Annotated in this window: 15 protein-coding genes; 13 read left to right on the forward strand and 2 right to left on the reverse strand. The window is 37.5% G+C overall.

Features of this window, described 5'->3' with window-relative positions:
• Positions 1 to 2 precede the first annotated feature (2 nt).
• From hutI to AN959_RS10065, 4 genes are all read left to right on the forward strand, one after another.
• Complete coding sequence (hutI, locus tag AN959_RS10050) at positions 3 to 1,280, forward strand: imidazolonepropionase (protein WP_056830455.1); 1,278 nt, start codon at positions 3 to 5, stop codon at positions 1,278 to 1,280.
• 388 nt (positions 1,281 to 1,668) lie between these two features.
• On the forward strand, positions 1,669 to 2,316 hold the full coding sequence (locus AN959_RS21955) for a LysM peptidoglycan-binding and 3D domain-containing protein (RefSeq protein WP_082460952.1): 648 nt from the start codon (positions 1,669 to 1,671) through the stop codon (positions 2,314 to 2,316).
• 575 nt (positions 2,317 to 2,891) lie between these two features.
• Positions 2,892 to 3,332 carry an Lrp/AsnC family transcriptional regulator gene (locus tag AN959_RS10060; RefSeq protein WP_056830459.1) on the forward strand — a complete coding sequence of 147 codons (441 nt, stop codon included), beginning with the start codon at positions 2,892 to 2,894 and terminating at the stop codon, positions 3,330 to 3,332.
• A gap of 5 nt (positions 3,333 to 3,337) precedes the next feature.
• Positions 3,338 to 3,970, forward strand: a complete 633-nt coding sequence (locus AN959_RS10065) for a LysE family translocator (protein WP_216598636.1) — start codon at positions 3,338 to 3,340, stop codon at positions 3,968 to 3,970.
• A gap of 23 nt (positions 3,971 to 3,993) precedes the next feature.
• Here AN959_RS10065 and AN959_RS10070 read toward each other — a convergent pair whose 3' ends face one another.
• The gene (locus tag AN959_RS10070) at positions 3,994 to 4,791 is read right to left on the reverse strand and encodes an IclR family transcriptional regulator C-terminal domain-containing protein (protein WP_216598637.1); all 798 of its coding nucleotides are present in this window, start codon (positions 4,789 to 4,791) and stop codon (positions 3,994 to 3,996) included.
• Between the two features lie 475 nt (positions 4,792 to 5,266).
• Here AN959_RS10070 and AN959_RS21960 point away from each other — a divergent pair, with 475 nt between their 5' ends.
• The 3 genes from AN959_RS21960 to AN959_RS10085 all read left to right on the forward strand — a co-directional run bounded on the left by AN959_RS21960 (position 5,267) and on the right by AN959_RS10085 (position 8,324).
• A complete protein-coding gene (locus AN959_RS21960; RefSeq protein ID WP_056830464.1) occupies positions 5,267 to 6,037 on the forward strand; it encodes a 3D domain-containing protein in 771 nt (256 codons plus the stop codon).
• A gap of 167 nt (positions 6,038 to 6,204) precedes the next feature.
• Positions 6,205 to 7,104, forward strand: coding sequence for a formyltetrahydrofolate deformylase (gene purU, locus AN959_RS10080; protein WP_056830466.1), 900 nt, complete (start codon positions 6,205 to 6,207; stop codon positions 7,102 to 7,104).
• A gap of 815 nt (positions 7,105 to 7,919) precedes the next feature.
• Positions 7,920 to 8,324 (forward strand): DUF4181 domain-containing protein, encoded by a 405-nt coding sequence (locus AN959_RS10085; RefSeq protein ID WP_056830467.1) that lies wholly within the window; start codon positions 7,920 to 7,922, stop codon positions 8,322 to 8,324.
• A gap of 209 nt (positions 8,325 to 8,533) precedes the next feature.
• Here the strand turns inward: AN959_RS10085 and AN959_RS10090 are convergent, their stop codons facing one another.
• A complete protein-coding gene (locus AN959_RS10090) occupies positions 8,534 to 9,580 on the reverse strand; it encodes an acyltransferase family protein (protein ID WP_056830469.1) in 1,047 nt (348 codons plus the stop codon).
• A 110-nt stretch (positions 9,581 to 9,690) separates the two neighbouring features.
• Here AN959_RS10090 and AN959_RS10095 point away from each other — a divergent pair, with 110 nt between their 5' ends.
• The 6 genes from AN959_RS10095 to tsaD all read left to right on the forward strand — a co-directional run bounded on the left by AN959_RS10095 (position 9,691) and on the right by tsaD (position 13,540).
• Complete coding sequence (locus tag AN959_RS10095) at positions 9,691 to 10,308, forward strand: SGNH/GDSL hydrolase family protein (RefSeq protein ID WP_056830471.1); 618 nt, start codon at positions 9,691 to 9,693, stop codon at positions 10,306 to 10,308.
• 87 nt (positions 10,309 to 10,395) lie between these two features.
• Positions 10,396 to 10,806 (forward strand): YugN family protein, encoded by a 411-nt coding sequence (locus AN959_RS10100; RefSeq protein WP_056830473.1) that lies wholly within the window; start codon positions 10,396 to 10,398, stop codon positions 10,804 to 10,806.
• 143 nt (positions 10,807 to 10,949) lie between these two features.
• Positions 10,950 to 11,402 (forward strand): tRNA (adenosine(37)-N6)-threonylcarbamoyltransferase complex ATPase subunit type 1 TsaE, encoded by a 453-nt coding sequence (tsaE, locus tag AN959_RS10105; RefSeq protein ID WP_056830475.1) that lies wholly within the window; start codon positions 10,950 to 10,952, stop codon positions 11,400 to 11,402.
• Positions 11,399 to 12,085: a tRNA (adenosine(37)-N6)-threonylcarbamoyltransferase complex dimerization subunit type 1 TsaB gene (gene tsaB / locus AN959_RS10110; protein WP_056830477.1), complete on the forward strand. Its 687-nt coding sequence runs from the start codon at positions 11,399 to 11,401 to the stop codon at positions 12,083 to 12,085. The genes tsaE and tsaB overlap by 4 nt, the downstream gene beginning before the upstream one ends.
• Complete coding sequence (gene rimI, locus AN959_RS10115; protein ID WP_053591776.1) at positions 12,075 to 12,524, forward strand: ribosomal protein S18-alanine N-acetyltransferase; 450 nt, start codon at positions 12,075 to 12,077, stop codon at positions 12,522 to 12,524. Before tsaB ends, rimI begins: the two co-directional genes overlap by 11 nt.
• The gene (gene tsaD, locus AN959_RS10120; RefSeq protein ID WP_056830479.1) at positions 12,521 to 13,540 is read left to right on the forward strand and encodes a tRNA (adenosine(37)-N6)-threonylcarbamoyltransferase complex transferase subunit TsaD; all 1,020 of its coding nucleotides are present in this window, start codon (positions 12,521 to 12,523) and stop codon (positions 13,538 to 13,540) included. The genes rimI and tsaD overlap by 4 nt, the downstream gene beginning before the upstream one ends.
• Positions 13,541 to 13,759 lie beyond the last annotated feature (219 nt).

The following is a 13,759-nucleotide window of genomic DNA, read 5'->3' on the forward strand; positions in this document are numbered from 1 at the left end:
ACATGACTTTACTTATAACAAATGCAAATCAAGTAATTACATTAAAATCTACTAGTCAAACTGCAAGAACAGGAAAAGAGATGAGCGAGCTCCATATTATCGAAAACGGTTGTGTATTAATAGAAGGGGATCGAATTGTTGCAGTAGGCTCGAAAGAAACTCTTCAAGACCAATATGAAGATTTGATAGCACAAGCAGAAGTTATTGATGCTACCGGAAAAGTGGTTATGCCAGGCTTAGTCGATGCGCACACACATTTAGTGTTTGGTGGTACCCGTGAAAATGAATTCCAAATGCGCTTAAATGGTGCAACCTATATGGAGATTATGAATGCAGGAGGTGGCATTCACGCAACGACGAAAAAAACGCGTGAATCATCATCAGAGCATTTATATGAAAAGACATATGAGCATCTCAACGATTTCCTGAGATACGGTATAACAACAGTAGAAGCGAAAAGTGGCTACGGTTTAGATTGGGAGACCGAAGAAAAACAGCTGCAAGTTGCGAAGAAATTGCAAGAAAATCATGTTATCGATGTGGTCAGCACTTTTATGGGAGCTCATGCCATTCCATCCGAATATAAAGAAAATCCGGATGCATATGTGGATTTAATAATTAATGAAATGATTCCAAAAGTGGTAGAAGGAAAGCTTGCAGAATTCAATGATGTTTTTTGTGAAAAGGGTGTTTTCACTCCAGAACAATCACGCAAAATTTTATTGGCTGGTAAAGAGCATGGCTTAATCCCTAAAATTCATGCAGATGAAATTGAACCGTATGAAGGAGCAGAGTTAGCCGCAGAGGTGGGGGCTATTTCTGCAGAGCATTTGTTAGTCGCATCTGATCTAGGGATACGTGACATGGCGAAGAGTGGAGCGGTTGCGGTTTTATTACCTGGAACAGCATTCTTCTTAAAAGCCGCATCTGCAAGAGGACGTTTGATGGTGGACGAAGGGGTGCCCGTCGCGATTTCTACAGACTTTAATCCAGGTTCATCACCAACGATTTCTTTACCATTCATTATGAATTTGGCTTGTATGAACATGGGGATGACGATGGAGGAAGTGCTGACTGCCACAACGATTAATGCAGCGTACGCGATTAATCGTGGCCAGGAAATTGGTTCACTTGAGGCTGGAAAGAAGGCAGATGTGCTTATTTTGAATGTAGCGAACTATCAGCAACTGCAATATTTCTACGGCATGAACCACACCCAGACAGTTATAAAAAATGGCGAAGTTGTAGTGGATAATGGAGTAATTATAGATCGTAAATAGAAATAGTTCCGGATAGAATGAATTGTGACCGTATAAACTAATTTCTGTCCGTATAAATAGAATTGTGACCGGATAGAAAATTTTCTGACCGGATAAACAAAAATGTGACCGTACGTTTTATAAGAAAGTAAAATGCAGACAAATAGAACACCTGTAAGCGAGAGAAAAACTTTAGTTTACAGGTGTTTTTTTGAATTGCATGGAGTGAATCCGAATAGAAAAATGAAGACAAAATCGAGGATATTTTTACAAATTCAAAGCATAATATCAATCAACATTTCTTTACTCTAAGATAAATTATCAGATAAAATGTTTGCTTTATGTATTTTTGGGGCAATACATATATGGTGATTACTGATAACTTGTCATGGAGGGATTCACTTTGAAAATGAAAGTCATATTATTTACAGTAGTATTTATTTTTTCGTTTATTTCGGTAACGTATGCAGCAGAACCTATGGGTACTTTAACGAATGAGACTAAATCTAGTATAGAACGTTTTGACATAATGAAGGAGCATTTTGAAGATGCTTATGATAGGCAAGGAGCTTCAGAAGAATTACTTGAGCCAAAGGTATACATAGTGGAAGAAGGAGACAGTCTTTACGAGATTGCCATCGAACATAATATTCCGTTAGATTCTCTGAAGGAATGGAATAATCTCACGGATCATACAATTCACCCGAAGGAAGAGCTCATTGTAAGTAATGATCAACTAGCGAATTTTACAGAGCCTGCTTTAGCAGAGGGTGAAATGATTGTCACAGCAACGGCTTATACAGCATACTGTTACGGCTGTTCAGGCACAACCGCTTATGGGATCGATCTACGTGCCAACCCGGAAGAGAAAGTAATTGCGGTAGATCCAAGCATTATTCCACTTGGAACAAAGGTGTGGGTAGAAGGCTACGGTGAGGCGATTGCAGGTGATACAGGTGGGGCAATTAAAGGAAATCGAATTGACGTTTTCATACCATCCTACGACCATGCAATCGAATGGGGAGTAAAAGAGATTAAGCTTAAAATTATTGATTGATAGCGCATAGTTGAATGCGCTAATGATTCTGTATATAATGAGCTTATACACATACAATAAAAAAGACTGGATACGCGAATATCCAGTCCTACAACTGCAAACCGCAGAAAAGAGCGGTTGGTCCGGTTGAACGCTGAAATAATCGTCCGCGCCTTACCAGTGGGGGACGGTTATTTCTTTTTTACAAAGAAAATAATCAGTGACACAACGATTGAAAAAGCTGCTATAAGTACAGCACTAAGCTGTATTAACAAACTGATTGTCTCGTATAACGTCAATGGCATCACCTCCTTCTAAAGGAAGTGACCAACCGCCCACCCTGCTATGCAATTGTTAATGTATTATACCATAATCACAACGATTGTTTAGTGCTACAAACCAGGCCAGAAACCATTATTGGTGTCTAACCTGGTTTTTTGTTACTTAAATTTTTTAAGAAAACTGCTTTAAATCACAGGGTTTGTTTAATTAAATTAAGGGGTTTAATGTTTTTTCTTTAGAAATTATCGAAATTCCTTTAAGTAATTTATTGTTTTTAAGTAAATAGTTATAATTACTTAAAAGGGGCTGAGATGATGGATATAATCGATGGGAAGATATTAGAGGCTTTAAAGCAAAATGGACGATCTACTGCATCTGATATTAGTAAGCAAGTAAATCTTTCTGTACCTGCTGTATCAGAAAGAATTAGAAAGCTGGAAGAGGCAAATATTATTGAGCAATATACGATTAAAATTAATCGTGAGAAGATGGGGTTTAAATTACTCGCAGTTATTTTTGTGAATATTGACCATGCAACTAATATTCAACATTTCAGGGAAGAGATTATTCAATTCCCAGAGGTGATAGAGTGTCACCATATGGCAGGCGAGTACGATTACATGCTAAAGGTTCTGATTGAAGATACTTCTAAATTAGAGTTTTTTCTAAATGAGCAATTAAAAACCATTCTAGGGGTTCAGAAATCCAATACATTAATTGTCTTATCTACTTTGAAAGAAATAATGAATAGGTGAATGGGATGATGATTTGGAAAGGATTTCGCTTTGGACTTTTTTTGCAGATAGCTGTCGGTCCTGTGTGTATTTTTATCTTTCAGACGGCTGCTACTTCGGGTTTTTTTATAGCGGAAATAGGTGTATTAGGTGTAACGATTGTGGATATTTTTTATATACTTGCAGCTATTTTTGGAATTGGAACACTACTTAACAAATATAAAAAGCTAAAGAGTATCATTCATTATTTTGGCGCATCTGTGCTCATTATTTTTGGTATAAGTAATATCATTGGATTTTTTTATAGTTCTCCTATTGTAAGCATGGATCAAAGTGCAGGGAATACTCTTTGGAAAGCACTCCTACTAACGCTTTCAAATCCACTAACTATTTTATTTTGGGCAGGTGTTTTTTCTACGAAAATAGGGGAGGAAAATATAAAGCAAAATGATTTATATTCTTTTGGTTTTGGAGCGGTATTGTCGGCTTTTATATTTTTAACGATTATCTCCATGTTAGGGACTTATTTAACGATACTATTAGAACCGAAAATGATTATGGGTTTAAACTTATTAGTTGGTATTGTGCTTTTGTTATTCGGGGTGAAAAATCTAGTTAAACATCGCAGAAATAACGTAAATCCAGGTCAACAAGTATGACCTGGATTTTTTTGTTTGAAGAATTACGCGTTATTTGTAGTTGCCATTGCTTGGCTTATTTTTTCCGACGTTTCTTGTAGTAGTGGTAAGAATTCATCTCGAAGCACATCTTTGGAGATGCGACCAGCGTGAACGGAGCAGTTGACAGCTGCGATCACTTCACCGTGCAAGTTTCGAATTGGGACTGCAATAGAACGAAGGCCCTCTTCTAATTGTTGATCGACACCTCCCCAATTATTTTTACGAACTTCTCTTAAAACTTCTAGTAATTGTACCTTGTGTTGAATGGTGTTGTCTGTGAATTTAGTAAATTCGTTTGAAGCAAAGTAGTTCTCCAATTTTTCTTCCGGCAGGTAGGCAAGTAAAACATGACCCATTGAAGTTGCGTATGCTGGCAGCCTTGTTCCTACATCAATATTAATAGACATGATTCTTTTTGAAGAAACACGAGCTACATATAAAATATCAGTGCCATCGAGAATTGAAACGGAACAGGATTCTCCTGTTTTATTAACAAAGTCTCTCATGAACGGATGTGCGATACTCCATATGTTATTGGAAGAAAGGTACGCATGACCAAGTGTAAGCGTGCGGGCTGTTAAGGAATAAAAACCATTTGTTGATTCAGCAAAGCCAAGGTGTTCCAGTGTTAGTAGGATTCTCCGGGCAGTAGGTCTACTTAGACCAGTTATTTTGGCCACATTACTAACCGTTAGCGATTGGTTTTTCTGGGAAAATGCTTGTATCACTTGAAGGCCTCGATCTAAAGATTGTATATAGTCTCCAGATTGTTTAAAAACATCTACTTTTTCTATAGGCAAAAATATGACCCCCTGTATGTATTATTGTTGTATGTACGAATAGAATAACATTGTACGTATAACGTGCAATGTTAAAATTAAAAATGCAAGTACTTAATCGTTATGAATGCGGTTACATTTCCCATTTTATCAGAATGTTGAAGGTAATACCGAAGGAAATTAATCTAAATTTAGAACATACATATGAAGTTTGTGAGAAATATAGTTACCGCTGGAGGCCAAAGGATACAAAGGGAGTTACTATCGCAACAATAGTAGAAAATATACAAGATTAATTTGTTTATGGTATTAGAATTCTTCGAAATTAAGTATGATGTAGATTACTAAATGGAAGCCACTTTTCAAAACAGATTTTAGTTGTTTTGAAGGGTGGTTTCTTTGTGTTTTATTAGAATGTATGGTTTTCAGAGATTTTGGGCAATACTGAGTTCAAATTTAAAGTAATTGAAAGATTACTTGTTAGGAGGAACTAGTATTGAAAGTTAGAAGTATATTGTTGGTACTGTTATTCGTATTTACGACGAATTCTGTCACGCATGCATCTGAGCTTTTTGTTGTCGCCACTAATGACGCAAAATTATCGATCTCTCCTGATTTAATAGAAGAGAGATCAATCATAGAAGAGACATTTGACGTACATTTCCAGGATGCATTAAATCTTTGGGCAGAATTAGATGTGGAACCTGAGCCTCAAACGTATACCGTTGTGAAGGGGGATAACTTGTATAGGATTGCTGAAGCGCACGATATTTCCTTGGCAGCTCTTATCAGTTGGAATGGTCTTACGACTGATTTAATTCATCCTGATGATGTACTAATCGTAAGCGGTGATGAGGAGGACGTGGTAGAGCTCGCTCAGTTGGAGCCAGTGAAACGTGTTGCATCATCATCCAATGTGGAAAATTCAACGATTGAGGCCTCTCAACCAGTTGTTTCAGCCCCTCCTGCAGAGGAGGGGACTGAGATGATTGTTACAGCGACAGCCTATACAGCATACTGCGAAGGTTGTTCTGGAACGACCGCTTATGGAATTGACTTACGTGCAAATCCCGATCAAAAGGTAATTGCAGTCGATCCTCGAATCATTCCACTTGGTTCAAAAGTTTGGGTGGAAGGCTACGGAGAAGCAATTGCTGGTGATACTGGTGGTGCTATTAAAGGGAATAAAATCGATGTATTTATTCCAACATATGAGAGTGCTATGCAGTGGGGAGTTAAAAAGGTAAAGATCAAAGTAATCGATTAACAAAGTGCCTGTGGGATAAACGATTGTTTATTTCACAGGCTTTTTTGTATGTAAAATAGGGCTGTCCATATGTTTTACTCGAACTTTTATCAATATAAAGCTTGAGAAGATGTTTATAATGATGCATAATGATAAAATTAATATATTGAATATAGGGGTTGTACACCATGTCCTTGGAAGTAAAAGTTAAAGGGAAAATAAATAAACAACTTGATAACAGAGGTCGCTTGTTAGTGAAATGTCCAGATAAGCCAGGTATTGTATCCGTTCTGTCGACATTTTTGCATAATCATGATTCAAATATTATTGAATCAAGTCAGTACTCCAGTGACCCAGAAAATGGCACATTTTTTATTCGTATCGAGTATCACTGCGATAATTTATCTGAAAAGTGTGCGAATATGGAGGAGAATTTTGAAGAAATAGCCGCTAGCCATTCTATGGATTATGAATTTGCTTATCCAAATGAGCGGAAGCGTTCAGCTATATTTGTTTCAAAAGAGCCCCACTGTTTGATGGAGCTTTTATGGGAATGGCAAAATGGTGATTTAGATACGGACATAGTGGTTGTTATTAGTAATCACGAGGATGCTCGTCCTTTTGTGGAAGCATTAGGAATTCCATATCATTACATTCCTGCGAACAAAGATATTCGAAAACAAGTAGAAGAAGAGCAAATCCGTCTTATTGAAGAATACAATGTGGATTTATTAATCCTTGCGCGCTATATGCAAATATTGACGCCTGATTTTGTGCGCCACTTTGAAAATAGAATTATCAATATTCACCATTCCTTCTTACCAGCATTTATCGGAGCTGGTCCATATGAACGTGCCTTTGAGCGTGGTGTGAAGCTAATTGGTGCTACTTCTCATTATGTAACGAATAATCTGGATGAAGGTCCAATTATTGAACAGGATGTAGAACGAGTAGACCACCGAGACGATGTGACGGATTTAAAGAAAATTGGTCGCAAAATCGAACGTCGTGTTCTCGCAAAAGCAGTAAAATGGCATTTAGAGAATAGAATCATCGTACAAGATAATAAAACCATTGTGTTTCATTAAGTAAACTGTTTTGACACAAATATGTGAGATTTGTAATAGATGGAAATGCTCATATAGGTTGAATGGGTTTGAGATTCTGTATATAATAAAAGTAGAAACATATAATATAAAGACTGGATACGCGAATATCCAGCCCTGCAACCGCAAACCGCAGAAAGAGCGGCTGGTCCGAGGTCAGAAATAACCGTCAAACCTTTGCTGAGGGACGGTTATTTCTTTTTTACAAAGAAAATAATCAATGTCACAACGATGGAGAAGGCTGCTAACATTACAGCGCTTAACTGTATTAACAAGCTTGTCATCTGATATGTTGTCATTGGTATCACCTCCCTAGAAGGAAGTGACCTACCGCCCACTCTGCCTATGCAATTGCATTTTTATTATAACATAAATACGAATAAGTGTTCTATTTTTTAGTAGAATTTCGATTTTTATTGTATAAATAGCTTGTTTATTAAATGGCTCTTTGCGAAAATGCAAAGAGTCATTTTTATTTTGAGCGAATCTCATAGAAGTAATCTTCATAACGTGAGAAATGGTTGCTGTTGAGTTAAAATTGGTTGCTCTAAGAAGAGAGTTGGTCGCGGTTCGGATACAATTAGTTGCTTATGCATGCGATTTGGTCTCTCTTAGACATTTTTTGTCTTTTATTAGATAAGAAATACATAGTTCTTATTGAAAGTTACTTAATGATGTGAAAGAAATATATTCCAATTAATGAATCTTATGTGTCATTAAACTCGTATAAACTGATACAGATTCTTGTTCTATTAGAGTGATGTCTTACTAATTAATTTATATGTAGGAGTGATTATATGATATGGATAAGCTTCATATTTATTTTATTGATAGTTTTTGCTTTAATATCAGTAGTTAAGACAATTTTGAGAAAAGTATTCAATATAGAAAAAGAGAAGAAAGAATTCTTTTTTTACAACCATATAAATGAATTGCATAGAAAAATTGATTGGGTTATAAGAATAGCTGTATTTATTACAACGATCTCGGCTACTTTCTATATGTTAAATGAGGATTTTTCAATAAACCTTTTACTATTCATATACTTTTTCAACGTAGTGATTGAATATGGGGTAAGAGCTTTTTTTGAATGGAAGTATTTGGGTGGGTCTAAACGATATATTCTTACTATTAGCGAAGGGGTTATCTTAGCGCTGGTGATAGCTATAGTAATCGATTTTGATTTACTTAGTTATGTATAACTTCTTAATTTGAGAAATGGTCGCTGTTATGCGGGAAATGGTCTCGGTTCTAAGCTGGTTAGTCTCGACTTCGGGAAGGTTAGTCTCGGATTAGCTTAATTAGTCTCGGTTAACAATTAATTGGTCTCGCTTAGTAACTGATTGGTCTCGAAGTGCCACAAATTGTCAATAAAAACACGCCACTTCTCAAAAAGAAGGGGCGTGTTTTTTTAAATTTCGATTGGTTTCTTCGCTCGGATATCGCCGAGGAAAAACTTGCCGTAGGGAATCATTTTTTGAATGGCGATGGAAACTAAAATTGGTATGACTAGTCCCAGTGTAGTGAATCCGATTATTCCATATTGGAAATAGTCATTCAAAATAATATCCGTTAATATATGCAAATACATAATTGAAATAGAGTGTTTTTCAATATTGGCTAGCCAATTTAAAGGTACTATTTTTGTGAGTCTTTGGAAAAGACCAAGAATCACAATAATAAAAGCTATGGGAATCACTAAGTCTAATACTAGGTGATCATATCTTAAAAACTTCATACTTAAATGGTAGTCAATAAAACCAACTCTGTCCGCAAAGACTGCACCAATTGCCACAACGCCTGCCCCAATGAGCCAAGGGAGTGTGATGTTCATCCAGACAGATTTTGCATAATAGCCAAGGGCGAAGTAAACAATAGCCATTAACACAACATCCAAATTCCAAAGCATTGGAATCGTTTGAGAAGCTTCGTCAGGTGCTCCGCTAATAACACGCATTGCGAAGATACTTTCAAAATGTGCTACAAGGTAACATGTTGCTAGCAAAATTATTTGTTTTACACGGCTTAAATGTTTTGTCATCCAAATGAATAGCAAATAAGTGAAAAATAAAGTAGTTACAAACCAGAATACGCCATAAGCTCCACGGGCGAATCGCCCTCCTATAACTAATGTCGATAAATCTTGCAAATACCAAGACAAATCGAAGTTTCCTAACGATAGCTCCATTCCATATCGAATTCCAGTAATAATCATTAGGAAGAATAAATAAGGGACCATCAATTGTAAAAATCTCTTTTTAACCGTTTTATGGGAGCTTTCATCTTCTGAGATTTCTTTAAAAAACAGTCCGCTTAATAAGAAAAATGCTGGCATGTGGAACCAGTATATATATTTTGCAAGTGGGAAATCTAATTCTCCAGGATAATGACCGATCACAACTAAAATCATTAAAAACCCTTTTGTCACATCTACCCATGTTAATCTCTTTTTAGACATATTACATCCTCCAAGCTTTGATCTCCATGTTTATTTATCCATTATAAGGTGAATATAAACGTATATTGTGTTTCAATTATATTACAATAACGTAGAAAGGAGACTGTAAAATGTTGGATGTTGTATGTTTTGGGGATAGTATCACCGCTAGAAAAGAAGGATATCCTTCCCCTATATTGACTCACAAACTAACTTCTAAGCTCAAAAACTATCGATTCATCAACGCTGGTATTTCCGGAAATACGACTGCTCAAGCAATGGAACGATTTGAAAAAGATGTACTTGCTAAAAAGCCTGACATAGTGACCATATTGTTTGGTGCCAATGATTCTTCCTTACATAAGTTTGTGGAGCTTGATACATTTAAGCAAAATATAAAAGAATTCACAAAGAGAATTGGACCAGAAAAAACGATTTTAATTACCCCTGCACCAGTAGATGAAGCTCTTCAACCAAATCGATCCAATGAACGATTAAAGCAATATGCTCAAGCCGTAAAGGAAGTAGCAGCAGAAACAGGGAGTCATACGATAGATTTTTTTTCTGTACTTTATTCAAAACCGAACTACAAAGAGCTATTAATAGGGGAAAAGAATGACGGTCTTCATTTTGGTGAAGCAGGATATGAGATCTTATCAGATTTGATTGTTCAGAAGCTAGAGGAGATGAATGAAAGTAATCAATCGCCTGGATTTTTGCGGAGACTATTTCGAAAATTGTTCAATTAAATAAGATGCTTCCCCTTTTTCAGTTTGTATTTTTTCAATAGGTATTGGAAAAGATAGGACTGAGTATTTGAAAAAGGAGTGGAAGGCATGTTACAGTTACAGACGGATTTAGAAGGTAAGAAAGCGTATTTTGGTGATTTGAAGAGTCGCATTCAAAGTCTCGGTTATTCAATCGGTGGAAATTGGGACTACCATAAAGGAAGCTTCGACAATGTTTTACATCGAGATGGTGGAGAGACGATTTATTTGCGACTACCTTTTGAGGTACTTGAGGGTGATCTTGATCACCATGAAGCGTATATTCGTTTTCAAACGCCATATGTTATTAAACATGTGGTGAATATGGGATTGGATACAGACCAGAATTCCTTACTGACCTCCACGGGTTTTGATCAATTTCAAGATCCGGTAGACAAAGATGGTCACATTGAGAATAAAAACAGGTGGGCACACGCTGGTGAGCAGGCTGTACAACAAGTAGTTCAATATTTAAATTAAATAATATAGACCATTTCGCTATTTAGTGAAATGGTCTTTTTAATTCCAACAATTCACCTAAAGGAGTGCATACTTACATTCCGGCGCATATTTCTTTATAATAGAAGTCAAATAGTTATGTACTGGAAAGGATAGCGGCCGAAATGATGTTTGAACGGATAATTAATTCGGAGCAAGAAACAGAGGAACTTGCAAAGCAGCTTGCTGCTCTCTTAAAACCGGCAGATGTGCTTACGTTAGAGGGAGATTTAGGAGCAGGCAAAACGACCTTTACAAAAAGTGTTGCCAAAGGACTTGGCATTACACGGAATGTGAATAGTCCAACGTTTACAATTTTGAAGCAATACGAGGGTCGACTACCTTTGAATCATTTGGATGTTTATCGATTGGCAGATAGTGATGAGGACTTAGGTTGGGACGAGTTGTTTTACGGAGATGCGGTAAGTATTATCGAGTGGGCCCATTTAATAGAAGCTGATTTGCCGCCAGAGCGTTTGGCTATTGAGATACTACGCCTGGAAGATGAACAGCGAAAGTTTGCGTTTACTCCGTTTGGAAAACGTTATGAACAATTATGCGAGGAGCTTTTTGAATGATTTGGTTAGGAATAGATACATCACATACCCCGCTTGCGGTTGCTGTAGTGAAGGACGATCAAGTGCTTGCCGAGTATAAGTCGTCCCTTAAAATTACGCACTCAATCGGAACGATGCCAGCAATAGAAGAGTTATTGAAAAAGGCAGATATTAAGCCGAATGAAATTGATGCAATTGCTATTGCGAATGGTCCAGGTTCTTATACAGGCGTGCGTATCGGAGTAACGATTGGAAAGACGCTTGCGTGGACGCTGAAAATCCCGATTGTTTCGGTATCGAGTTTACAAGTGTTAGCGGGCAATGTTCCGTTCTTTTCAGGAGTCGTTTGTTCCATTATGGATGCAAGACGCGGTAATGTGTTTGCAGGAATTTATACGAATGAAGAAGTGGTGAAGGAAGCGCATATGTCGCTAACAGAGCTACTTCAAACATTGGATGAAATGGGGCAACCGGTTTTATTTGTCGGAATGGATGTTTCGATTCATTGGGAGCAAATTAAAGAAGTACTTGGGGACAAAGTGCAACGGGTGAATGCAGCGTTTAATCTGCCGAGTGCAGCTGTATTAATTGAACTTGCTAAAAAGCAAGAAGCATCTGATGTGCATGCGACTGTACCAGAGTATTTACGTGTAACAGAAGCTGAAGCTAATTGGATGAAAGAGCAGAAGAAAAATGGAAATTAATTATCGAAGAATGACTATAGAGGATATCGATCAAGTCTTACGTATAGAGCAAGAAGCCTTCACACTTCCTTGGACAAGAGAAGCGTTTGAACATGAAATGACGACAAATTTGTACTCCTATTATATTTTGGCAGAGACAGAAGAAAAAGAAATCGTTGGCTATTGCGGAATGTGGATTGTAATGGATGAAAGTCATATTACAAATGTAGCGGTAACTGAAAAGATGAGAGGTCTGAAAATTGGAGAGGGCCTCATGCGCGAAGCCATTCGAGTAGTGCTCGAGCAGGAAGTTGTTCTTATGACATTGGAAGTACGTGTATCAAATGATGTTGCCAAAAAATTATATTACAAATTAGGTTTCCAAGACGGCGGAATACGAAAAAATTATTATACAGATACGCAAGAGGATGCTCTTGTGATGTGGGTGGAATTTAAATGACAAAAGACCAATTTATATTAGGAATTGAAACGAGCTGTGATGAAACAGCTGCGTCTATAGTGAAGAATGGTAAGGAAATTATTTCGAATGTGGTCGCTTCTCAAATAGAGAGCCATAAACGTTTTGGTGGGGTAGTTCCAGAAATTGCTTCCAGACATCATGTGGAACAAATCACGATAGTCGTGGAAGAAGCGTTAAAGCAGGCGAACATGACACCGAAGGAATTGGATGCAGTAGCAGTAACGGAAGGTCCAGGATTAGTAGGTGCACTTTTAATCGGAATAAATGCAGCAAAAGCTTTTGCCTTTGCAAATGGACTTCCACTTGTGGGCGTTCATCATATCGCTGGCCATATTTATGCCAACGCACTCGTTCAGCCGATGGAATTTCCGCTTCTCGCATTAGTTGTATCAGGTGGACATACCGAGCTAGTATTGATGAAGGAAGACGGTCAGTTCGAGTTAATTGGTGAAACACGAGACGATGCAGCAGGAGAAGCTTACGATAAGGTTGCTCGTGTTTTGAATCTTCCTTATCCAGGAGGGCCACATATCGATCGACTGGCGACCGAAAGTGACGGGGCAGTGCCGTTTCCAAGAGCTTGGCTAGAAGAAGGATCTTATGATTTCAGCTTTAGTGGATTGAAATCTGCCGTTATCAATTATCAACATAATGCGGAGCAGCGTGGAGAGGAAATCAACCCAAACCATTTAGCAGCAGGATTCCAAGAGAGTGTAATTGAAGTGTTGACTGCAAAAACACTAAGAGCAGCACGTGAGTTTAACGTGAAACAAGTCATTGCAGCGGGTGGAGTAGCAGCGAACAAAGGTCTTCGAAAATCATTGGAAGAAACATTCACTAAAGAAAACATCTCTTTTTATGTCCCACCAATTTCATTGTGCACCGATAATGCAGCAATGATAGCTGCAGCTGGAAACTCTAAGTTTTCGGCAGGTCAACTTGGGGATATGTCAATGAATGGTCGACCAGGGATGGAATTAAATAGTTGGAACTAATTTTCATTTAAGCACATCAGCTAAAGTTCTACTAGCTTTCACCTCGTGTTACGTGCTTTGAAAGCTAGTCTGGAAATACGAAATCCTCTTTTCTTCGACAAGAAAAGAGGGTTTTTTTAACAGGTTTATTTCCGGTTGTCAATAGAGAACATTCGTACTTATGCACAATTTGTGGATAAGATGTGTATAAGGTGGTGAATTTCAATATATAGTGTCACA

Origin of the sequence: Psychrobacillus sp. FJAT-21963 (assembly GCF_001420585.1) — a bacterium.
Taxonomy (GTDB): Bacteria; Bacillota; Bacilli; order Bacillales_A; family Planococcaceae; genus Psychrobacillus.